The organism is Mesorhizobium sp. INR15, assembly GCF_015500075.1.
Taxonomy (GTDB): Bacteria; Pseudomonadota; Alphaproteobacteria; order Rhizobiales; family Rhizobiaceae; genus Mesorhizobium.
Window position 1 is genome coordinate 3181885 of record NZ_CP045496.1, and the last position, 20953, is coordinate 3202837.

Sequence of the window (20953 nt, forward strand, 5' to 3'; positions counted from 1 at the left end):
CCACGCATGGCGCACCGAAGTCATCGGCGCGCCAACGCAAATCCCAGCTTCCCATGATCCTTGCGTGCCCCAACGGCACGGAAGGCGTTCCCGCGGCGCGACATCGTCCAGGCCGGCGCGTCGACATGCGCCGCCGCAAGGCCCCACCGGCCTTGCCTGGATCGAGTCCGCTCGTTGCGGGATCGCGCGGACCCTAAGGTTGTCCCCCGGCCCGGGTCAATTCAGCGGAGTTGACTATTATTGGGGGGATTCTGCTCCAACCAACGAAAATCGTTGGTTTTTCGCTCGCCGGCCGGTCGCTGCCGCAGCGTCAAATCTTAGCCGACAAAGCTGGTTTGGCGCTCGTTTTTCCGGAGTTCGTGCCGCTCACGCCTTGCGGCGGGTTATGCGGTAGACGGCGGCCGGGGGCAGGTTGCGCAAGGTGCCGCCGATGCGCACGGCGTCCAGCCCGAGTTCATCAAGCACGGGGCGCGGCACCGGGCAGCGCGGACCATAGGTGAACTGATAGAAGCCGGCGGACGGACGCAAGGCGCGAAAACATCCGGCCACGATCGCCGCCACCTTGTCGGTGGGAATCGACAGCAGCGGCAGGCCGGAAACCACGGCGCCGGCGGTTCCCGCCTCGAACACAGCCTCCTCGGTCAGCCGCGCCGCATCCATGTGCAAAACGCGGGCGAGAGGGAAGCGCTGCTGCAGCATGGCAGCGAAGTCTGCGCCGAATTCGATCAGCGTCAGGTCGCTTTCACGCAAGCCGCGCGAAAGCAGCGCGCGGGTGAAGACGCCGGTGCCCGGTCCAAGCTCGATCACCGGACCGGTGGCGGGCGAAATCTCCGACGTCATCAGCCGGCCCAGTGTCACGCTCGACGGCGCCACCGCCGAAACCGTGAGCGGGTTGGCGATCCAATGCCTCAGAAAACGAAATTGATCGGAATATGCGCCCACGGCTTTGGTGATCCCTGTTTCAGCCACCATCAACGCGGGCCTCTCCGGTTCGTCAAGTCCTTGCCGCCGCCTGGCCGGTGTTCGCCATCGGCCAGTTGCTGGAGTGGTGGCGAAGAGAGGTCACCGCAGAACGAAAAACAGCTCCGCGAGCGGAGCTGCCTTCCGAAGGTCATCAGTCAGGCAGAAGCTTATTTGCTGCCGCCATTCGCCTTTACGTTGCTGCAGAATTCCGGATGGCTGTTGGCCGCGCTGGCGTCCTTGGCCTCGGTTTCGCAAGCCGCGGCCATGGCAGTCTGATCATTCGGCGACATGGCCTTCCAGGCCTTCACGAAGTCATCGTTGCCCACCATCGTCTTCATGCTGGAGTCCGTATAGAAGGGCTGCATCTTTGCCGGATCATCGAGTGCCGACGTGCCGGAGCCGCCAGCCGCGAGTGCAGTGCCACCAATCATGGAAAGCGCGATCGCGCCCATACAGATCATCTTGATGTTCATCACTATATCCTTCCCTGTTGCTTTGGGATCGCTGAAGCAACCACCAATCAGGAAACGAGAAGATGGCAGGGAAAGTTCCGAATTTTTATAGGTAAACGCGGAGCTTTTTGTAAAATATAGCTCGTCGTGACTTGAAACTTTTCTGGTGTTTCTTCGTTACGTGGGCCACCCACGCCTGAGGCGGTATGCTGCTGTATCAAATGCCAGCGATGTTGTGGAACACAGAGCTCCAATGTCGTTGCGGCCTGGCACCAGAGATCGGCGCCTTGTGGCGGGATCGCTGGCCCGCGTTGTGGTAGAAGCCGACGTCAAGAGCCTGCTTCATCCGGGCAGGGCTCTGTCTCAGCAAGCATGACCTCCTGTGCTCCAGAAATGCGTCATTCAGGATATAGCAAGTGACAGGTTCCAAGAGCGTTGAGATCGCCGTGGTCGGCGCGGGTGTCGTCGGACTGGCAACCGCATTGCGCCTGGCCGGCGAAGGCCGCGAGGTTCTGCTCATCGATCCCAACGAGCCGGGTTCCGGCGCGTCGTTCGGTAATGCCGGGACGCTGGCTGAATATGCCTGCTCGCCGGTTGGCAACCCGGCGGTGCTGCGCGCGCTGCCGAAGCTGCTGCTCGATGCCGACAGCCCTTTCTCCTTGCGCTGGACAGCGGTTCTGCACCTGGCGCCGTGGCTGCTGCGGTTCGTCAGGCAATCGCTGCCGGTCGCCACCCAAGCCAATGCCGTGGCGATGGCTGGACTTCTGGCCGATGCCTTGCCGGCCTGGGAGGAGATGGCCGCGCAGGCCGATGCCGCAGACCTTTTGCGCCGCAACGGTTGCCTCTATCTCTATCGGCGCGAGAGCGACCTTGCAGGCGGCGCGTCTGGCCGCGCGCTGCGGGCCGAATTCGGCATCGACCAGCAGTTGCTGAGCCGTGAGGAGGTGGCCGCGCTTGAACCCAACCTTCCGGCGGCGGATGGCGGCGGGCTGTTCTTTCCCCAGTCGACGAACCTGACCGAACCGAAGGCAATGATGGAGCGGCTGCTCAAGGCGGCTATCGCCCGAGGTGCCGTGCTGCAACGGGCTGAGGTGACAGGGCTTCGCGCCGAGGCCGGCGGCGTCGAGCTCAGCGGCCCCGGCCTGCGCATCCGCGCCAGCAAGGTGGTGATCGCCGCCGGCGCGTTCTCGCGGCCGCTGGCGGCACAGGCCGGCGATCGGATCCCGCTCGAAACCGAGCGCGGCTATCATCTCGAATTTCCCATGGAAATGCCGCTGCTGACGCGCCCGGTCTGCCCGGTCGATCTCGGCTTCTACATGACGCCGATGGCGGGCCGGCTGCGTGTTGCCGGCACGGTCGAACTCGGGCGGCTGGGGTCGCCGCCCAATCCGCGCCGGCTGACGCTGCTTGATCGCGGCGTGCGCCAGTTCTTTCCATCGCTCGGCCAGCCTTCGTCGCAATGGCTGGGCTTTCGGCCTTCGCTGCCGGATTCCAGGCCAGTCATCGGGCCGTCGGCCGTCAATGCCAATGTCATCCATGCCTTCGGCCATGGCCATCTCGGCCTGACGCTGGCGGCGATCACGGCGCGGCTGGTCGCTGACGCTGTCGCCGGGCGCGGCGACAGCGCCCGGCTCGCACCGTTCGCGGCGAACCGCTTCTGAGGCGCGCCGCGATGGGACCAGCAGGCCGCGTCATCCATCCGCCTGGCGCACCGGGCCGGTGGTTCCCCATCGAATCCAGAGGGCGGTTTCGCCGGTTACTTGCTTGACCGAGAGCAGCAGCGCCTGATTGAGCGCCTGCAACGCCTGGAAGTGCTCGCTGCTGGGCGCGATCAACGGCGCGGTGATGGATTTGTGCAGTTTCTCCGCATCCTCCAGAAAGCGCGCGATCTGCGGTTCTGAAAGCTGCTTCATCAGTTTGTGTCTGGCCATTGACGATCTCCGTTAGAGGAATCGCCGCAACAAGGACAATATTCCTATTTCCTTTGGCAAAGGCAACAACGAAGTTTGGCAAACGGAGTTCAGGCTTCGCGCGCCAGGCTGACCACCAGTTTATCAACACCGGGATCGTCGATCCTGACGACGCGGACGAGGCGCATCGCCTGTTTCGTGCTCATCCTGGTGACCTGCTGGCGCATGATGACCGAGACGAAGGCCGGCCCGGAGCCGGTCAATACCATGGCTTTGCCGACCAGAACCGGTTCCGAGTAGGGGGCCCATTGCACGGCTATGATCGATGGTTCGCCGGTCTGGCGGCTGTTGACGCCGCTGAAATAGATCCAGTTCAGGCGCGAGGTGGCCACGCCATAGTGGCTGCCGGGCGCGCGCGCTCCCCTTTGGACGTGGTTCTCGGCCCATTTGGTCACTCTCCTGAAGGTGACCAGCTCGCCCTCGCGGCGCACGAACGTCACCGACCGCATCAGAAGGTCGGGGTGATCAGGAATCGAAAAATAGGTGAAGTAGATGCCGCTGGCGATCGCGGGACCCGGCGGACGTGTCAGGTTGTGATACAGCATCTCGCGGATCGATGCGTGATCGGATTTTTCGGGCTCAGCGGCGCCGGGCTCACGGTACAGATCCTTTTCGCCGATCTGGAAATAGTCGCAGATCAGCTTGACGGTGGCTTTGTTTGGAACGGTCTGCCCTTGCAGGTAGCGCTCGAACTGCGTGCGATTTATGCCAAGCTCACGGCAAACCGCGCTTACGGAAGCGCGGCCCTTGATAAGCAGCCTCAGATTGGCAGCGATAATCTCGCGAATTGACAACGTCATCGCCCCCGCGACCGACGCACTCATTACAAAAGCACTGGCTTATATCCAGGCAATCTTGCACACCGCGCCGGCCTAGCGAAGTGCGACCTTCGGACAATACCGCCGTTGTTCCGGTTGTGCTGTCAACCGCGGCTTGGCGATTGCCGCTGAGCTTGTGGCAACCGTACGTTTCCGACAAAAGAGCTAGTAAATTGCTGAGAATGGGCGTATTTCAGCGCCCAGTTGCATAGGACTTGTCGTATCTTTGACGATTAGAGAGTGCTGTGGATCACACGAATTTGTTCGAGCTGCTTGACTATACGCATGCGCAGCTGAGCAAGATTCGCGCGGCGGTTGCAGCGAGCGGCCATGCCGGCACCATGTTCAACATTGACTGCCTCGTCGGCGCGGCGGCCGAACAGACCAGATGCAAGCTTGCAAGCCTGGAGCATGCCGGCATGCCGGTTGCTCGTGACGGGGTGCGGAATACACTTGACGGCGCGCCCGACGGGGTGAAGCCGACGGCACGGGCGAGGCCCTTGCCTTGAGCCTTTTCACCAGACTTCGCGCCGGCAGCGGATCGGCGGTCCTCATCCCTTATAAATATGTCGAGTTGAATTCGGGCGTTCCCGACGGGCGCGGCTCGCACGAAAACGCCCATGATTTCGTCACGGAAAACGCCGGCTACAGGGTGGTCCGGGGCTGGCGGATGTCGGCGGGCGGCATTCTCGACAAGCGCGTCATCGTCGAAAACATCCGCACAGGGCGACGCTTCGATGTCACCCCACCGGTGGCCCGCCTGGCATTCTTCGAGCACCCAGGCACCGCCGACGAATATGACGGGCTGTGGCACCAGATCAGCCTGCCTCCCTTTCCCCCGCCGGTCCCGCAGCCAATTCAGGCGGCAGCCGACATGGCAGACGCCATCAGCCTCCTTGCGTCGGACGTCGGGTTGAAAATGCAGGAAACCGAGGCGCTCGAGGGCGAAGCGTAGCTGCCGGCGGCCGGGGATCAATTGGCGCCGATCTTGCTGGTCATTGCCCTCGCATAATGGCGGCCGGTGTACGAAGCCGTACAGAGGCATCGGCATATTGTTCAGCCCGGAATAAATCGCTAACTTGCCCGTGCGGTGACCCAAGTGCCGCCTTGGCCGACGCGGGACACGGCCCCCCGCCCAAACCCAACCTGCGTCGGCCTTCGAAAGCATGCTTCGATGGTTTCAGGCCATCAATGGACTCGACTTGAGCACGGGCAAAATGCAGAAGTGCCGCTCAAGAGGCTCCTAATGTCCGTACCGTCAAATCCAGATAAGCGACCAGTTCCAGTGCCGATGCCACAGGCTGGCAATGCCGACCCGACCGCGTCCCTGAAACAGGAGCTGAAAGCCGCGGATCCCGCGCTTATCGGCAATGACGCCTTGCTTGCGGCCGTGTTTTCGGGAAGCGGCGATTGCGTCAAGATCCTTGATCTTGATGGCCGCCTTCAGTTCATGAGCGACGGTGGCAAGCGCGTCATGGAGGTGGAGAATTTCAGCGCGATAAAGGGATGTCCCTGGCCGGATTTCTGGGTTGACGAGGGAAACATCGCGGCGCGCGAAGCCGTTGAAGATGCACGCAACGGCAAGACGGCGCATTTTGTCGGCTCGGCCAACACAGCGAAGGGCAACCCCAGATACTGGGACGTGCAGGTCATGCCGATCCTGGGACCGGACGGGAAGCCAACGCATATCCTGTCGATCTCGCGCGACATCTCCGAGATCCGGCTTGCGGAACTTGCTTTGCGCGAGAGTGAATTGCGGCTGAAACTGGCTTTGGCCGCCGCGCAGATGGGGGTCTGGGAGACCCATGTGGTGAATGGCGAATTCGTCAGTCTGAGGCGGGACGATCGCGCCAATCTGCTGCTTGGCGGCATGCCGGGCGAAGCGCCGACTTTCGAAGGGTTCGCGTCGAGCGTGCATCCTGACGACAGATATCTGTTGCAGCCGGCAGCCGATCGCGCGCTGGCCGACGATGGCGACGGCGTCCTCGATGTCGAGTACCGCATATTGGCCCATCACGACCAGCCGGAGCGCTGGGTTCACGCAAGAGCCCAGGCTATCCCCATGGGCAACGGAACACGCTTCATCGGAACCGTCCGCGACATCAGCGAGCGCAAGGAAGCAGAGGCACGGCAGCGGATCTTGAGCGGCGAACTGCAGCACAGGATCAAGAACAGCCTGGCGATTGTCAGCGCGATCGCCAGCCAAACCTTCAAGGGCGACGATGTGGCGGAGCGCAAGAAAGCCTTCACCTCTCGCCTCGAAGCCCTGGCGCAGGCACACGACATCCTGACCGCGGCGGCATGGAAAGGGGCGCTAATTCGAACGGTTATCAACAGTGCGCTGGGTCCGCACCGCTCCGCGCACGAGGTTTTCGAGATTGACGGTCCAGACCTCGAACTGAGCGCCAAGCAGGCGCTTTCAATGGGACTGGCGCTTCACGAGCTGGCGACAAACGCGGTAAAATACGGCGCGCTTTCCAAAGCTTCCGGGCGGGTAAGGATCGCCTGGTCGCTCGGCAGGCCGGATCAGGCCGGTGGCCAGCAATTCACCTTCACCTGGCACGAGATCGGCGGCCCATCTGTTGCCACACCGACCGCGAGCGGGTTCGGGTCCCGTGTCATCAGAAGCGTCTTTGCCGCGGATTTCGAAGGCACCGTGCATTTGGATTATGCGCCCGATGGCCTGGTTTGCACGTTGACGGCGCGCCTTCTGCCTCTAGGAGACAGATCCTGATCCAGGCTGGGCTCCGCATCATCCAGGCGCGTCGCGGCCCGTCTCACCTTCCGGGGGTGCGGCCTGCGGGCGTGCGGCCGTTTCGCTGGTGCCGAGCTGGTTCAGGGTTTCTGAAAGCGCGACGCCGACAAGCGCGTCTATGTCGCTCATTGCCCCGATATGACCGCCGGTGGCGATGTCACGCCTGATCCCGCGAAGGCTGTCCCAGGTTCGGCGTAGCGTCTCGATGAGGCTGTGGTCCATGGTCACGAGAGCTCCCTTGCAGATCACAACCCTTCGGCGGAATTTACGTTCCGAACGGGCTGAAGAAGAGCAGGCAGTGGCTTGATCGACCGACCTGAAGTGCGTCGCGTCGAAACGGCTTCAGGCTGTTGATTGACGCATGTCGTCGTCGCAAAACCGAGGTCGCTTTTGCGCGACATGCATTAAATCAGATGGCCGTCACGGCGAACGAAAAGGCCCGCCACCGACGCGAATCGTGACGGGCCTTCTGGAGTACGCCGGGCTTCCCACCGCCCGGCTGCTTTCAAAACTACGTGGCGCGCGGATCGTTCCGAGAAAACCCTGTTTCCGCAATGCTGGCCTAAGGCGCTAGCCCCCGCACGGGTTGGAAGAGTTGCATATGGCCGCTGTGACCGCTGACAGTTTCTCGCGCCTGGAAAGCGTTGGTTTCGGGTAGGTTTTCTTCATGTCGTTAGCCTTGCCCCGATAACCAGCAAAGGATGGAGCCGGGAACCGGCTATTGTAAAAGCGATTTCTTCGCTCCAAAGCAAAATGCCCGCCGCTCCAAGGGAACGACGGACACTGCGGTGGCCAAGTTGGGTTGTCTATGACCTTGACCACAGCCAGCCTACTGCCTTGACGGAAGGTGACGCGTCAACCCGCCAGGCACTGCCAAAAAGAACGACACCGATGGTTGCCAGAGGTTCCGGGAGTGGCGCCGAAGCTGCGGGTATACAGCCTGGCATGGGCTGGCGGGGCGTTGAACCTGGGCAAATGCTTGCGAATTGATGAGCCGCCCATGCGGATGCTGCTCGCCTGCCACATCCATGGCAAAGCGCCGTGCCTCGGTGCCTGGCCTAAAAGAATCCTTGAAATGCGAAAGCCCCAACGCTCCTGGTGGAACGAGGGGCCATCGTCATCGTACGGTCCCTTTTGCTTGGGAGGTCAGGGTCCAGGCTTTCCAATAGAGCAGCCGCATGACAGTTCCGCGACGGTGACCTGAAAACAAAAAACCCGCTACCTCCAGGCAGCGGGCTTTCCCTTGGATCGCGCCGAACTGGAGGCGGATCAATTGATAGGAGGAGAGCCTACAAAGGCTACAACGGCCGAAAGGCGCTCTCTCTTCACCAAGGTCGGCTTCACGTATTTCTTCATTGCCACTCTCCCACTAAAACCCCTCGAATCCGGTCTATCAAGCAATCTCTAAAATTAAAAGACCCGCCGGCCGGGAGCCAGCGGGTCTTGGGGATGGTGGATCGCTGGGGGGAACAGAACGATCCGACATAGGAACTCGCAGGCGTCGGAAAAGTTCCACCACCGCACGACAAACAAAAGAGCCGCCAATCCTGTGAGATCAACGGCTCTTGGATTTGCTGTGCTGGACAGCGGCAGTCTGCCTTACGACTGAGAATTTTGCGTGAGAGCGGTCACGCTCGAAAGCCTGTCCCTCTTCACCAGTACCGGTTTTTCGTATGTCTTCTTCATAGTATCCCCTTCGCCAAAACCCTCAGCGGATGCTTATCAAGTTGACGCTAAAATGAAAAGCCCCGCAAACCAATAGGTTGCGGGGCGTTGTGCAAGTTGGATCGCGAACAGACGACCCGGACTGTAAATGCGGGCGAGCGGGGAAAGTTCCGCCATCGTCGCCAGAAAAAGCCCGCCAGGGTGGGGCCGGCGGGCAGGGTCTGAAGTGGCCAGGGATCAACCCAGCATGGGTCAACGAATGGCGGTGCGGTTGGTTGCGCCAGGCGGCATCCGATGCGCTGCTTGCCGCAAGCCCAAGAAAAAACCCCGCCGGCCTGAGCCAGACGGGGCATTTGATTGGAGGAGTCAGGGATCGAATGGGAAACGATCCGCTCCAATAACGCGAATGCCGTGCAAAGGTTCCCGTGGCGCGGATGCACAAGCGGCTGCCGTATGCGCGAAGTCGCGGCATCTTGGAACTCCATCGTAGACCGTCTCCCGTCTTCGCCTCCACTCAAGCACCATCCTGTCCTTCCTGGTCGGAGGTTTTGTCGGCGTGGCCGTCTACCTCGCAATCGGCGGATGGCTGCTGCTGATCTGCGGCGCCGGGCTTTTCGTCATCGCCTTGCCCGCAGCGGCGCGCGCGCCGAAAATCCTGAGCCAGCGCCCGCCTTAGATCCCCCTCGTTCTACGCAACTCCGAAGGGAAGGCGCGACGCGCTTTTCCCGGGAAAACCACTGCGCGCTCAAACGGATCGACTGGCGCGCATTTCGCCAAGGGCGAGCTGCGCCAGGCAGGCGATGAACAGGACGAGAGAGATGGCGTTGACGAAGAGTGCCGTGGTCATGGCCGGGTCCAACTTCCCGGCCACCCATGCGAACATGACGACGGCCAGCGGCAGTGCAAGCCAAGACTCGGCCCGCCACCTTGCGGGCCTTGGCCAGTGGATATCGGGCCGAAAGGCAGCGGCGTCGGCTACCGACTTCAGTTGCTGATCGGCGCGCTTGAGCTGCTCGAACGCGGAACGCATGCCAGGGTCGGTCGCGATCAGGGCCTCGATTTCCCCGGCGCGGGCGGGGCTCAACTCGCCGTCCAGGAAGGCCGACAGTTCGGCCGGATCAAAATCGTTCATCTCGTTTCCTCCTGAAGCGTCGCCGCGAGGGCCAAGCGGGCATGGTACAAGCGCGACATGACCGTGCCGGCGGGTATGGACAGGGCTTCGGCGATCTCAGCGTAGCTCAGGTCGGCGAAATAGCGCAGCCGCACGATCTCCCGGTGGTTGTCCGAGAGGGTTTCCAACGCTCTGTCCAGTGCTTCCCAGTCGGGTGCGGGTTCGTCGGAGCGCTCATCGGCCACGTCGCCCGCCATCGCCCAGGTAGGCCGCCGCTGCGCGCGCCTCATGGTGTCGATGCAGCAGTTGCGCAGGATGGCGAACCACCATGCCTTGAACGGCCGTAGTTCGTCGTAGCTGCCGAGACGCTCCAGACCGCGCAAGGCCGCTGTCTGGACCGCGTCCTCGGCATCGGCCCTGTTCCTTAGAATCGAGCGCGCGTACCCGCTGGCCTGCACCAGCAGGGGCTCCAGCGCCCGCGCATAGTCGCGCTGCGGGAGCAATGCTCAACCCAAGGACTGGAGCAGGGAAAACAGCCGCTCCAGCTTGTCGTGAAGCAGGATGAACACCGTGGCCGCAACCGCCAGATGGACGGCAGCGATGGCCAGGGCCAGTCTCCCTCGAAAGCGCGTTCGGCCCGGACCCGCACCTCGAATTGCGATCAGGGCGAGCACGATGGCCAGAATCGATTTCTCCATGCTGAGCAGATTGATGAAAGCGGCCACGGCCACGGCCACGGCGCCCAGCACCAGCCCCGCGCGCCACCCTTCACGATAGGCGGCGGCCTCCCCAGGGGAGCGTTCTTCGAGATTCGACATTGCTTTACTCCGCGCGATCCAATGATCGCTTGAACCCGATACGCTCGGAAGTCTGATCTATTCATTTGCCTGAGCGGGCAACCCGGGACGGGGCTGATTTCCGGACGCTGAACGGCATGCGTGGCATGGTATAGGTGGCGTCTGCCGCCTCAGTTCCTGTCCGCCGGTTTGGAGCGCATGCGCGAAACGGTCTCGCGCTCCGCCCGCTTGGAGCGCAGCGGCGGCAGGCCGCGGTCGATCAGGTCCATGTCCTCGAGCACCATGTCGCCCATGCGCTTGAAGGCGATGTCGAGCGCGCCGGCACGATGGGCCGAGCGCAGGAAGCCGGGCAAGGCACGCACCGGGTGATCGCTCGCCAGCGGCTCTTCCGGGAAAACGTCGCTGGCGGCGACGATGTGGCCGCTCCTGACCGCCGCCATCAGGGCGGGGAAGTCGACGACGCCGGCGCGGCTGAGCAGGATGAAAGCAGCGCCCTTGCGCATCGAGGCGAAGGCTTCGGCGCCGAGAAAGCCCTGGTTCTCGCTGGTCACCGAGGCGACGACGAAGACGAAATCGCTCTGCGTCAGAACTTCATCCAGCGAGGCCGGCTGGACGCCATTGTCGATCAGGATCGAGGGCGGCAGCCAAGGATCGAAGACTTTTGTCCTGGTGCGAAAGCCTGACAGCAGCCGGTTCAAGGCGCGGCCGAGATCGCCAAAACCGACAATGCCGACATCGGCGCCCGACAAGAGCCGCGCCGTCTGGTTGCCGTCGCCGCCCCACAGTTCCTTGCCATCGCGGAAGGCGAGATCGGCATCGACAATGTCGCGGGCGAGGTTGAGCGCCATGGCAAGCCCAAGCTCGGCCACCGGCTCGGCGAAGACAAGGCCGGTGGTGACGACATGGATGCCGCGCGCGAACAGCGTCTCGTAGGGCATGTTGTTGAGGAGATTGGTCTCGACATTGAAGACGCAGCGCAACGCTTTCAGCTTGTCGAGTGTTTCAGCGGTGATCGGCGGCTGGCCGACGATGTAGCGGGCGTCAGTCAGCACGGCGTCCGGCAGCGCGGTGACGCCTTCCGGCGTCGTTTCGACGATGCGATATCCAGCATGCAAACGCGCCAGCTGCGGCGGCGTGAAGATAAGGTCGAGCGTGCGTGGCTCGGGCGCGCTGATGACCAGCGGCAAGGCGCTGTCGGACATGGTATATTCCTCCCGGCGCGGTCTCCATGGCGCCTTCTGCAAGAATTTTACCTCTGGTTAAACGATTTACAACTCCGAAAAATCGATTTACTCATTTCGTTAGCGGGCAAATGCGATGAACCCGCCCTCGGGAGGAGGACAATGGCGCACAGGCAAGCCCAGCAGCGGCGTCCGTCGATCCATGACGTGGCCAGCCGCGCCGGCGTGTCCGCCGCCACCGTTTCGAAGGTCATGGCCGGCGTCACCACGGTGAAATCAGAGAATGCGCAGCGCGTGTTGGATGCCGTCGAACATCTCGGCTACCGCGTCGACCCGCTGGCTTCCGACATGCGCCGGGCCAAACGCCGCATCATCGGCGCCATCATGCCGGAGTTCGAAAGCGAATTCTTCGGCCAGATGGTGGCGGAACTCGAGGGCCTTGCCGAGCAGCGCGGCTATACGCTGGTGGCGGCATCGAGCCGCGAATCCGAGGCGCGCGAAAAGGAAGTCCTCGCCCGCATGCATGACTGGCGGGTGGCCGGCGTGGTGCTGGCGCCGGTGCGCAACGAACATGGCCCGGCGGCCGCCTTCATGAAGCACAATGGCATGACCGGCGTGCTGATCGACCGCGTGCTCTCGGACGATGCCTTCGACACGGTGTCGGCTGACAGTGCGGCGGCCAGCGCCGAAGTGGCCACGATGCTGGTTGGCATGGGCCATCGCCATATCCTGGTCATCGGCCTCGCCGAGCAGGCGGCGACGGTGCGTGCGCGCCTCGACGGGTTCCGTGCCCAAGCGCTTGCGCTGGACCCCTTGGTGCGCATCGATGTCCTCCTGTCGGAGGTCAGCGTCGAGCCGTTGCGGTCCTCGCTGGGCGACTATTTCGGCAAAGGCGAGCGGCCGACCGCCGTCTATTCACTGCTCCTGAAAGGCACGCTGGTGGCGCTCAGCGAATTTCGCCGGCGCGGCTGGCACTGTCCCGACGATATTTCGCTGGTCGGCTTCGACGACGCCGAATGGATGCAGGTGACATGGCCGGCCATCGCCGCCGTGGTGCAGCCGGTCCGCCAGATCGCTACCGAGGCGATGAACCTGCTGTTTGCCAGGATTGAGGGCGAGGAGGGGCCACCTACAGCGCGGCTCGAGCCTTGCCAGGTCTTGATGCGGGAATCCGTCGGCTTGCCAGGCGGCGCCCCGCATTCCGGGGAAGGCTCGCACCTAAAAAGATAAAGGCAGCCTTAGAGCAGCCGGAGACAATATCGGTGTCAGCGCTTATAGCGTGAGTGTCTTACGATCTCGGGCATGGGAGCCGATCCGTCCTTCTCGCCACCGTCTTCGACAGGCGCACAGCGGCGGGGATCGATCTCACTCCCAAGGCCTCTCCAAATAGGCGACGGCCTGGCCGTTTCGAAAAATTCTGGTCGAAGACCATCGCCGCGCTGGGCGGCAATGGCATGCAATGAGCGCAGAAGCGTCATCATGGTCCCGTCCTCCTCGGATGCTAAACCTCATTGCAGTGTCTCACTGCACCGGAATGGCCCCAGATGTGGTGTCGCAGCGGCTCTCCAAGCGGGTCATGGATCGGATCGACTTCAGGAAAGAGACCGCGCTCCCGCAGCGTCGAGGAAATCCGCTCAGCGTCGAGGAAATGATCGAGTTCCTTGAGCTGCGCTTCCGCCCATCCAACCATGCGCTGCAACTCGGAGTGAGCGTTGTCACTCGCTGATCGGGCATAAGCACTGATCCAGTCTCTTAGCTCGCCGGCACGCCGCTGGGCCTCAACAACCCGCGCAAAAAACGCCAGGCGTTCGCTTTCGCGCTGGCGCCTTGCGGCGGCCATTTGCTGTCGGCGGCCAAGCTCTTGCGGATCGGAGTAGTTGGTGATGTCCATTTCGCGAACCCGTTGGTGTTTCTCTTTCCAACAATTGGGTCACCATCTCCGCGAACGCGCTCCGGATATTGCTTTCAAATTGGAAAGAGCAATGTAACGGGCGCTTATGTGGATCGGTGCGTATCGCCCATCCGGGAACCGGCCAGCGGATGCAGGCTGATCGTCTTGCCGGTCGGGGCCGGTTTCGTCAGCCGCGCCATTCGATGCCTCCCGCGGATGTTTCATGTTTTGATTCAAGCGTGGAGCTCAAGCGCTTCAAAAGCCTGGCGCATCGCCATCGCCTCGAAATTGACAGCTTGCCTACTCTCGGTCATTCTTGAGCCAGTCGCCGGGCCGTTGAGAGCGGTCGCGTTTCGGGTGGGCGGCTTAAGGGCACGCGTCATGTTCAGTCCCGTCATCGGCCAGAATTCCAAGCGCGCGGCCGTGCGCAAGGCGCTCGATCGCCATAAGGTCTACATCACCGCGCAGAGCTTTTCCGGCGGCGCCTATCAGGCGCGGGTGCTGGTCGACGGCGAGGCCTACTGGGTCGACGAGTTTCGGCTGAGCCAGCTGCAAGGCGGCCTGACGCCCGCCGATCTCGAGTTGACGCCGGCCACCGACGATTGAGCGGTGTGGTGCAGCGTGCGACGATCCTGAACGTGCGCCTCATTTCTTCGCGCCCCCCTCTGTCCTGCCGGACATCTCCCCCACAAGGAGGGAGATTGGCTGTCATCTCCGTTTTCGTCGATTTCCAACGCTGCAGGACTGAGCGAGGGGCCGAAGCTGCCGATCTCCCCCCAAGTGGGGGAGATGTCCGGCAGGACAGAGGGGGGTGCGAGGGAACGAGGCCGTTGTTGCTGTCCGCACGCCTGGCCCCCTGACCATGCCCACCCCGCCCAAGCTCAAAACCTACCGCGCCAAGCGCGAATTCTCGAAAACGCCTGAACCCGCCGGCGGGTCCGTGGCAGGCGAAGGCAACCGCTTCGTCGTTCACAAGCACCATGCCACGGCCGATCATTATGACCTGCGGCTGCAGGTCGGCGATGTGCTGAAAAGCTGGGCGGTGCCGCGCGGGCCTTCGCTCAACCCCGCCGACAAAAGGCTGGCGGTCGAGACCGAGGATCATCCGCTGGAATATATCGATTTCGAGGGCGTCATCCCCGAGGGCGAATATGGCGGCGGCCCGATGATCGTCTGGGACACCGGCACCTGGGCGCCGATGGACGATGTCGAGAAAAGCCTGCGCACCGGCGCCTTCAAGTTCCGGCTGGCCGGCGAGAAGCTCAATGGCGGCTGGATGCTGACGCGGCTGAAGCCCAAGCCCGGCGAGGACGAAGAGAAGAAAAACTGGCTGCTGTTCAAGGAGCGCGACCTCGCCTCCGACACCACGCTGGATATCCTTGAAGCCCGGCCTGAAAGCGTCAAATCCGGACGCCGCATCGAGGAGCTGGTGGCGGCGCCGAAACCCGCGAGGGTGGGTCCCAAACCGGGCTCGCTGAAACCAGGCACATTGCCGGGCGCGGTCAAGGCTCCGGCGCTCAGCCGCATCGAGCCGCAACTGGCGACGCAGGTGCCGAAGCCGCCCGGCGGTGACGATCCGGGGGATCGCACAGGGGAGGTGTGGCTGCACGAGATCAAGCTCGACGGCTACCGCACCATGGCGCATCTCGGTGACGGCAAGGTCAAGCTGATCACCCGGGGCGGCATCGACTGGACGAAGCGCTACGGCGACCTGCCGGAGGCTTTCGCCAGATTGCCGTGCCGCGACGCGATCATCGATGGTGAGATCGTCGTGCTCGACAACAAGGGCATCAGCCGCTTTGCGCTTTTGCAGGACGCGCTGGCCGAGGGCGCCGGCAGCAAGCTGCATTTCTACGCCTTCGACCTGCTGCATCTCGACGGCTGGGATTTGATGAAGGTGCCGCTGGAAAAGCGAAAGCGGCTTTTGGCCGAGCTGCTGGCCGGGCAAGGCGCCAATTCCGCCATCCAGTACAGCGACCACGTGAGCGGTGATGGGCAGGGGCTTTACGATCAGGCGACGGAATTGGGGCTTGAAGGCGTCATCTCGAAACGCGCTACCGCGACCTACCAGAGCGGGCGCACCAAGAGCTGGACCAAGGCCAAGGCGCTGAAGAACGGCGACTTCGTCATCGCCGGCTACACGACCTCGCAAGCGGCGGAAGGGCTGGCCGCGCTCGGCATGGCCGAGTGGGAGAATGGCGAGCTGCATTATCGCGGCAAGGTCGGCACCGGTTTCGATGCCCAGACGGCATCCGATCTGCTGGCGCGGCTGGAGCCGCTGACCGTGGGCGCCACGGCGCCGGAAGGCGTGCCGCGCGAGATCATGCGCGAGATGAACTGGGTGAAGCCGCTGTTTTCGGCACGCATCCATTTTGCCAACCGCACGGCGGACAATTCGCTGCGCCATGGCGTGTTTCGCGGTTTGCGCGATGTCGGCCTGTCGACGCCGGTCTCGGCCAAGCGCAAGCGGCTGATCGCCGAGGCTGACCTCGCCACCGTCTGGGTGACCAACCCGACGCGGCGGCTGTTCGGCAAGACCGGACCGACAAAACTCGACATCGCGGTCTATTACGCGCTGGTCGGCGACTTCATGCTGCCGCATATCCTTGGCCGCCCGGTGTCGCTGGTGCGCTGCCCTACGGGCCTGCCGAAAGACTGTTTCTTCCAGCGCCACGCCTTCACCGGCATGCCGCCTTCGGTGGTGACCTTCGAGGCGACCAATTCCGAAGGCGAGACGAAGTCCTACCTGTCGGTGGAAGGCGCCAAGGGCTATCTGGCGCTGGCGCAGTTCGGCGTCGTCGAGTTCCACACCTGGGGCACGCATCGCGCGAGCCTCGACAAGCCGGACCAGATCGTCCTCGACCTCGATCCGGGGGAGGGAATTTCCTGGCGCGAGGTGGTCGAGGCCGCCGTGCACATCAAGGGCCAGCTCGAGGGGCTGGGGCTGGTGCCTTTCGCCAAAACCTCCGGCGGCAGCGGCATCCACATCACCGTGCCGGTGACGCAAAAGCAGAACTGGAAGAAGCTGCACCAGGCGACCAGCGCCATATCAACACACTTGGCGGCCAGTGCGCCCGACACGTTCACCACCACCATGGGCAAGGACAACCGCAAGAAGCGCATCTTCATCGACTATCACCGCAACGCGCGCGGCCACACCTCGGCAGCGCCCTATTCACTGCGCGCCCGCACCAACCTGCCGGCCTCCACGCCGGTAAGCTGGAGCGACCTGGAGCTGATCGACGCGCCACAGGACCTCAACTATTCGTCGCTGCCGGGCCTGCTGGAGACTTCGGGCGATCCCTGGGCTGAGATTGATGAGTTTGCGCGGGATTTGCCGGTGGTGGGGAACTAGATCACTCGTGACGGCGCGCGCCCCACCTTCGTCATCCTAGGGTCTGCGCGCGTCGCTTCGCTCCTTGCTCCGCCCTAGGATGACGAAGGGAGGGGCGGGATGCGCGGCCAATCACCAGCGCCCCGCACGCCATCGACGCTTCATACAATTTGAATTATCCTGCGCCCCAGCGCCCTCCCGCGACGCCCTAAAACATTTCGTCAGGGATTTGCCGGTATTGTCAGGGCCGATGTAGGATTTCAGCGGTGTCGTTCGTCCTGCGGACGAAGCGCTGCAAGAGCATGATCCCGAAAAGCGGAAACCGGTTTTCGGACAAGGTCATGCTCAACCAAGATGTCAGTGCACGGCCGCGTAGGAGTATTTCATGGCGCCCAGGGCAAGTTGGAAAGGTTACCTCAAACTCAGTCTCGTCAGCTGTCCGGTCCGGCTTTATCCGGCCAGCAGCACGAGCGAGCGCATCTCGTTCAACCAGCTTCACAAGAAGACCCACAACCGTATCAACATGAAGCCGGTCGACCCAGAGCTCGGGCTGGTCGAGCGCTCGGATCTGGTCAAGGGCTACGAATACGAGGACAAGCAGTACATCATCATCGATGATGCCGACCTCGATGCGGTGCGGATCGAATCCAACCATACGATGAACATCGAGGCCTTCGTCGATGAGGGCGAGGTCGACGTCATCTACCAGGACGCGCCCTATTACATGGCGCCGGATGGCGCGATGGCCGAGGAAACCTTCGCCGTGCTGCGTGAAGCGATGCGCAAGTCCGGCAAGCTGGCGATCGCACGGCTTGTGCTGTCCAGCCGCGAGCGGGTGGTGACGATCGGCGCGCGCGAAAACGGCATGTTCGTGTGCACCTTGAGGAACCCCAACGAAGTGCGTGGAACTTCGGAGTATTTCGGCAACATCCCGGCCGGCAAGCCGGATGCGGAAATGCTGCAGCTGGCCGAAGCGCTGATCAAACAGAAGGAAACCACCTTCGATCCGAAGAAATATGAAGACCGCTACGAGGCCGCGCTGATGACGATGATCCGCGAGAAGCTCAAGGGCCACAAGCCAATCATCGCGGCCGCACCCGAGCGCGGCAATGTCATCAACCTGATGGATGCGCTGAAGGCCAGCCTGTCGCAGTCGAAGCCGCCGGCCAAATCGAAGAGCAAGGCCGACGAGGCCGAGAAGCCAGCCGCCAAGAAGGCGGCAGCGGGCGGGGCGGCTGAAAATCCGTTGAAAGCCAACCTGCTGAAGGCAGTCGGCAAGAGCAAGAAGTGACGGCGTCTGCCGGATCCCTGTTCGGCACGGTCGGCGCGCTGGCGGCGTTTCCGCTCAGGCTCGCGGCGCGCGAGGTCGAGCGCCAGCACGGACAGTTGCGGCGCGGCGTCACCAGGCGCACCACGCATGTGGTGTTCGGGCGGATGTATCTTGCCAAGGCCGGAGATGCCGAGATCGAGCGCCGTGCCGGCACCGAGCGCGCCGCTGGCCGGAAGCTGCTCAGTGAGAACGGCTTCCTGCGGCTGCTCGGCCTGATGAAGGCGCCGGAGGCGTCGTCGCTATCGAGGCAATCGCTCATCGACCAGTCGCGGCTGTCAGGCGCCGACCTTGATCTGCTGTCATTGTTCGATGCTTTCGAGCATGACAGCGAACCTTACTCCTTCCGCGACCTGATCCTGGCGCGCAAATATGCCGGGCTGGTTGCCGGCGGTGCGACCTGGGGCGCCATTGCCCGCTCCGTGCACCGCTCCGGTCCGGTGGCTTCGCTGACCGCAAAGTCGCTCAATGTCGGCTCACAACATGGCCGCACTGATGCCATCTATCTCGAAGACGGCCAGAGCGAACTCGACGGCCAGCTGCTGTTCGACCTGGGGAGCGCGGCGCATGGCGACGACACGCTGGAAGAACTCTTCGCTGACGCCGAAGCGGCGGAAGAGGGCGGCGATCACGATGGGGCCGCCGCACTCTACCAGCGCTGCCTCGCCATCGATCCCGGTGATGCCATTGCCGCCTTCAACCGCGCCAACTGCCTGCGTGCCGGCGGCCACCCGGCAGAGGCCGCGCATGACTATATCAGTGCGATCAAGCTCGATCCTGCCTTCGTCGAGGCCTGGTTCAACCTGGCCGGGCTGATGAGCGAGCAAGGCCGCGACGCCTCGGCGCGCCGGCACCTGCAAAAGGCCATCGCGCTCGACAAGACCTATGCCGATCCGGTGTTCAACCTCGCCAGGCTGGAATTTGATGCAGGCAACCTGGCTGAAGCGCGGCGGAACTGGGCGCGCTATCTCGAACTGGACAGCGAGTCCGAATGGGCTCGCGTGGCGGCCAAGGGCGTGCAGTTTGTCGATATGCAACTGGCGCGAACAGCGGGGTGAGCGGCGCCGACGTTGATCTTTCCTTCTCCCCTTGTGGGAGAAGGTGGATTGGCGCGCAGCGCCAAGACGGATGAGGGTTGCTGGAAGAAATGAGGCGTGGTGCTTTCTGGAGCACCCCTCATCCGACCTCGCTTCGCGAGGCCACCTTCTCCCACAAGGGGAGAAGGGGTCACCAACGCCGAGCCATGGAGCTCCATATTATGCCAACTAATTTCCTCTTTGACGGTCACGACACCGCATCCGTCACCATCCTGCTCGCGCATGGCGCGGGCGCGCCGATGGACTCGCCATCGATGACCGCCACCGCCAAGGCGCTGGCCGAGGCTGGCTTCCAGGTCGCGCGCTTCGAGTTCCACTATATGGCAGCCCGCCGTTACGGCCACCGCAAGCCGCCGCCGCGCGCCGAGACGGTGAACCCTGAGTATCTCAAGGCGATCGCCGACCTCAGGGCGAGGGGCGTGAGCGGCCCGTTGATCATCGGCGGCAAGTCGATGGGCGGCCGCGTCGCCTCGATGGTCGCGGACGAAATGTTCGCCAAGGGCGAGATTTCAGGGCTCATCTGCCTCGGCTACCCCTTTCATCCGCCAGCCAAACCCGAGCAGTTGCGGACCAAGCATCTGGCCGGGCTGAAGACGCCGACGCTGATCTTTCAAGGCACGCGCGACGAGTTCGGCACGAAGGACGAGGTCGCGACCTACGATCTTTCCGGCGCCATCGAAGTGGTCTGGCTGGAAGACGGCGACCATGACCTGAAGCCGCGCAAGAGCATTTCGGGGTTTTCGACGGCGGATCATCTGAAGACGCTGGCGGAGACGGTGAAGGGGTGGGCTGGCAGGATCGCCTCCTGAGCGCCAATGAAGATCGCCTCGTTCAACATCAACAATGTCAACAGCCGGCTGGATAACCTGCTGGCGTGGCTCGCTGCCGCCAAACCCGACATTGTCTGCCTGCAGGAACTGAAGGCGCGCGATACGCAGTTTCCGCGCACCGCGCTGGCCGCGGCCGGCTATGGCGCGGTTTGGAAGGGCGAGCCGACCTGGAACGGCGTTGCCATTCTCGCGCGCGGCGCCGAGCCGGTGCTGACGCGCGATGCGCTGCCCGGCGACGAGGACGACCGGCAGGCGCGTTACATCGAGGCGGCGGTGGACGGCGTTGTCGTGGCGTGCCTCTACGCGCCTAACGGCAATCCGCAACCGGGGCCGAAATTCCAGTACAAGCTCGCCTGGCACCAGCGGCTTGAAGCGCATGCCGAACAGCTGTTCGACACGGGACTGCCGATCGCGCTGGCCGGCGACTACAACATCGTGCCCGAACCGCGCGACATCTATGCCACCCGCTCCTATGACGACAACGCCCTGGTGCAGCCGGAAAGCCGCGCTGCCTTCTCGGCACTGCTCGAACAGGGCTGGGTTGACGCGCTGCGCAAGAAGCATCCGAAAGAGACGCTCTACACATTCTGGGATTATCGCCGCAACCGCTGGCCGCGCGACGCCGGGCTAAGGCTCGACCATATCCTCTTGTCGAAGACATTGGCGCGGCGGCTGACCGCTGCCGGCATCGACCGCGATGTGCGGGGCGAGGACGGCGCCAGCGACCATGCGCCGGTGTGGGTGACGCTGAAGTAGGGGAGC

General features: G+C 63.2%; 21 protein-coding genes. 11 read left to right on the plus strand and 10 right to left on the minus strand.

The genetic code is table 11. The annotated features are described in order from the left end of the window. Positions 1-366: 366 nt before the first annotated feature. Entirely contained in the window at positions 367-972 is a 606-nt protein-coding gene (locus GA829_RS15480; protein WP_195179317.1) for a class I SAM-dependent methyltransferase, read from the minus strand. A 158-nt stretch (positions 973-1130) separates the two neighbouring features. After that, on the minus strand, positions 1131-1436 hold the full coding sequence (locus GA829_RS15485) for a hypothetical protein (protein ID WP_195179318.1): 306 nt from the start codon (positions 1434-1436) through the stop codon (positions 1131-1133). Between the two features lie 395 nt (positions 1437-1831). Here GA829_RS15485 and GA829_RS15490 point away from each other — a divergent pair, with 395 nt between their 5' ends. Then, complete coding sequence (locus GA829_RS15490) at positions 1832-3076, plus strand: NAD(P)/FAD-dependent oxidoreductase (protein WP_195179319.1); 1245 nt, start codon at positions 1832-1834, stop codon at positions 3074-3076. 30 nt (positions 3077-3106) lie between these two features. Here the strand turns inward: GA829_RS15490 and GA829_RS15495 are convergent, their stop codons facing one another. Then, a complete protein-coding gene (locus tag GA829_RS15495; protein WP_258052305.1) occupies positions 3107-3328 on the minus strand; it encodes a hypothetical protein in 222 nt (73 codons plus the stop codon). Positions 3329-3435: 107 nt separating this feature from the next. Next, the gene (locus GA829_RS15500; protein WP_195179666.1) at positions 3436-4179 is read right to left on the minus strand and encodes a helix-turn-helix domain-containing protein; all 744 of its coding nucleotides are present in this window, start codon (positions 4177-4179) and stop codon (positions 3436-3438) included. Between the two features lie 269 nt (positions 4180-4448). Between GA829_RS15500 and GA829_RS15505 the strand changes: the two genes are divergently transcribed. From GA829_RS15505 to GA829_RS15515, 3 genes are all read left to right on the plus strand, one after another. Beyond that, positions 4449-4712: a hypothetical protein gene (locus GA829_RS15505; protein ID WP_195179321.1), complete on the plus strand. Its 264-nt coding sequence runs from the start codon at positions 4449-4451 to the stop codon at positions 4710-4712. After that, complete coding sequence (locus GA829_RS15510) at positions 4709-5158, plus strand: hypothetical protein (RefSeq protein WP_195179322.1); 450 nt, start codon at positions 4709-4711, stop codon at positions 5156-5158. The genes GA829_RS15505 and GA829_RS15510 overlap by 4 nt, the downstream gene beginning before the upstream one ends. 336 nt (positions 5159-5494) lie before the next feature. Further along, positions 5495-6937: an HWE histidine kinase domain-containing protein gene (locus GA829_RS15515; RefSeq protein ID WP_258052342.1), complete on the plus strand. Its 1443-nt coding sequence runs from the start codon at positions 5495-5497 to the stop codon at positions 6935-6937. 18 nt (positions 6938-6955) lie between these two features. Here the strand turns inward: GA829_RS15515 and GA829_RS15520 are convergent, their stop codons facing one another. From GA829_RS15520 to GA829_RS15540, 5 genes are all read right to left on the minus strand, one after another. Then, positions 6956-7180, minus strand: a complete 225-nt coding sequence (locus tag GA829_RS15520; RefSeq protein ID WP_195179324.1) for a hypothetical protein — start codon at positions 7178-7180, stop codon at positions 6956-6958. A gap of 2188 nt (positions 7181-9368) precedes the next feature. Further along, on the minus strand, positions 9369-9755 hold the full coding sequence (locus GA829_RS15525; RefSeq protein WP_195179325.1) for an anti-sigma factor family protein: 387 nt from the start codon (positions 9753-9755) through the stop codon (positions 9369-9371). Beyond that, complete coding sequence (locus GA829_RS15530; RefSeq protein WP_195179326.1) at positions 9752-10237, minus strand: RNA polymerase sigma factor; 486 nt, start codon at positions 10235-10237, stop codon at positions 9752-9754. The genes GA829_RS15525 and GA829_RS15530 overlap by 4 nt, the downstream gene beginning before the upstream one ends. Before the next feature lie 3 nt (positions 10238-10240). Next, a complete protein-coding gene (locus GA829_RS15535) occupies positions 10241-10552 on the minus strand; it encodes a hypothetical protein (RefSeq protein WP_195179327.1) in 312 nt (103 codons plus the stop codon). A 149-nt stretch (positions 10553-10701) separates the two neighbouring features. Then, positions 10702-11733 (minus strand): hydroxyacid dehydrogenase, encoded by a 1032-nt coding sequence (locus GA829_RS15540; protein WP_195179328.1) that lies wholly within the window; start codon positions 11731-11733, stop codon positions 10702-10704. Between the two features lie 141 nt (positions 11734-11874). On the opposite strand from GA829_RS15540, the gene GA829_RS15545 reads away from it, so the two are divergent. Then, positions 11875-12942, plus strand: a complete 1068-nt coding sequence (locus GA829_RS15545; protein WP_195179329.1) for a LacI family DNA-binding transcriptional regulator — start codon at positions 11875-11877, stop codon at positions 12940-12942. 271 nt (positions 12943-13213) lie between these two features. Here GA829_RS15545 and GA829_RS15550 read toward each other — a convergent pair whose 3' ends face one another. After that, positions 13214-13603, minus strand: a complete 390-nt coding sequence (locus GA829_RS15550) for a hypothetical protein (protein WP_195179330.1) — start codon at positions 13601-13603, stop codon at positions 13214-13216. A 381-nt stretch (positions 13604-13984) separates the two neighbouring features. Between GA829_RS15550 and GA829_RS15555 the strand changes: the two genes are divergently transcribed. From GA829_RS15555 to GA829_RS15580, 6 genes are all read left to right on the plus strand, one after another. Further along, positions 13985-14209, plus strand: a complete 225-nt coding sequence (locus tag GA829_RS15555; protein ID WP_195179331.1) for a hypothetical protein — start codon at positions 13985-13987, stop codon at positions 14207-14209. A 256-nt stretch (positions 14210-14465) separates the two neighbouring features. Further along, on the plus strand, positions 14466-16958 hold the full coding sequence (ligD, locus tag GA829_RS15560) for a DNA ligase D (protein WP_195179332.1): 2493 nt from the start codon (positions 14466-14468) through the stop codon (positions 16956-16958). A 364-nt stretch (positions 16959-17322) separates the two neighbouring features. Next, positions 17323-18228 carry a non-homologous end joining protein Ku gene (gene ku, locus GA829_RS15565; protein WP_195179333.1) on the plus strand — a complete coding sequence of 302 codons (906 nt, stop codon included), beginning with the start codon at positions 17323-17325 and terminating at the stop codon, positions 18226-18228. Further along, the gene (locus GA829_RS15570) at positions 18225-19322 is read left to right on the plus strand and encodes a tetratricopeptide repeat protein (protein WP_195179334.1); all 1098 of its coding nucleotides are present in this window, start codon (positions 18225-18227) and stop codon (positions 19320-19322) included. Before ku ends, GA829_RS15570 begins: the two co-directional genes overlap by 4 nt. Before the next feature lie 200 nt (positions 19323-19522). Further along, on the plus strand, positions 19523-20170 hold the full coding sequence (locus GA829_RS15575; protein ID WP_195179335.1) for an alpha/beta hydrolase family protein: 648 nt from the start codon (positions 19523-19525) through the stop codon (positions 20168-20170). A 6-nt stretch (positions 20171-20176) separates the two neighbouring features. Next, the gene (locus GA829_RS15580; RefSeq protein WP_195179336.1) at positions 20177-20947 is read left to right on the plus strand and encodes an exodeoxyribonuclease III; all 771 of its coding nucleotides are present in this window, start codon (positions 20177-20179) and stop codon (positions 20945-20947) included. Positions 20948-20953: the final 6 nt, after the last annotated feature.

Bases quoted from the DNA above. Each gene is read 5' to 3' on its own strand.
- GA829_RS15480 (WP_195179317.1), bottom strand. From the start codon at position 972: ATGGTGGCTGAAACAGGGATCACCAAAGCCGTGGGCGCATATTCCGAT.
- GA829_RS15485 (WP_195179318.1), bottom strand. From the start codon at position 1,436: ATGAACATCAAGATGATCTGTATGGGCGCGATCGCGCTTTCCATGATT.
- GA829_RS15495 (WP_258052305.1), bottom strand. From the start codon at position 3,328: ATGAAGCAGCTTTCAGAACCGCAGATCGCGCGCTTTCTGGAGGATGCG.
- GA829_RS15515 (WP_258052342.1), top strand. From the start codon at position 5,495: ATGCCACAGGCTGGCAATGCCGACCCGACCGCGTCCCTGAAACAGGAG.
- GA829_RS15520 (WP_195179324.1), bottom strand. From the start codon at position 7,180: ATGGACCACAGCCTCATCGAGACGCTACGCCGAACCTGGGACAGCCTT.
- GA829_RS15525 (WP_195179325.1), bottom strand. From the start codon at position 9,755: ATGAACGATTTTGATCCGGCCGAACTGTCGGCCTTCCTGGACGGCGAG.
- GA829_RS15535 (WP_195179327.1), bottom strand. From the start codon at position 10,552: ATGTCGAATCTCGAAGAACGCTCCCCTGGGGAGGCCGCCGCCTATCGT.
- GA829_RS15540 (WP_195179328.1), bottom strand. From the start codon at position 11,733: ATGTCCGACAGCGCCTTGCCGCTGGTCATCAGCGCGCCCGAGCCACGC.
- GA829_RS15545 (WP_195179329.1), top strand. From the start codon at position 11,875: ATGGCGCACAGGCAAGCCCAGCAGCGGCGTCCGTCGATCCATGACGTG.
- GA829_RS15550 (WP_195179330.1), bottom strand. From the start codon at position 13,603: ATGGACATCACCAACTACTCCGATCCGCAAGAGCTTGGCCGCCGACAG.
- GA829_RS15555 (WP_195179331.1), top strand. From the start codon at position 13,985: ATGTTCAGTCCCGTCATCGGCCAGAATTCCAAGCGCGCGGCCGTGCGC.
- ligD (WP_195179332.1), top strand. From the start codon at position 14,466: ATGCCCACCCCGCCCAAGCTCAAAACCTACCGCGCCAAGCGCGAATTC.
- ku (WP_195179333.1), top strand. From the start codon at position 17,323: ATGGCGCCCAGGGCAAGTTGGAAAGGTTACCTCAAACTCAGTCTCGTC.
- GA829_RS15575 (WP_195179335.1), top strand. From the start codon at position 19,523: ATGCCAACTAATTTCCTCTTTGACGGTCACGACACCGCATCCGTCACC.
- GA829_RS15580 (WP_195179336.1), top strand. From the start codon at position 20,177: ATGAAGATCGCCTCGTTCAACATCAACAATGTCAACAGCCGGCTGGAT.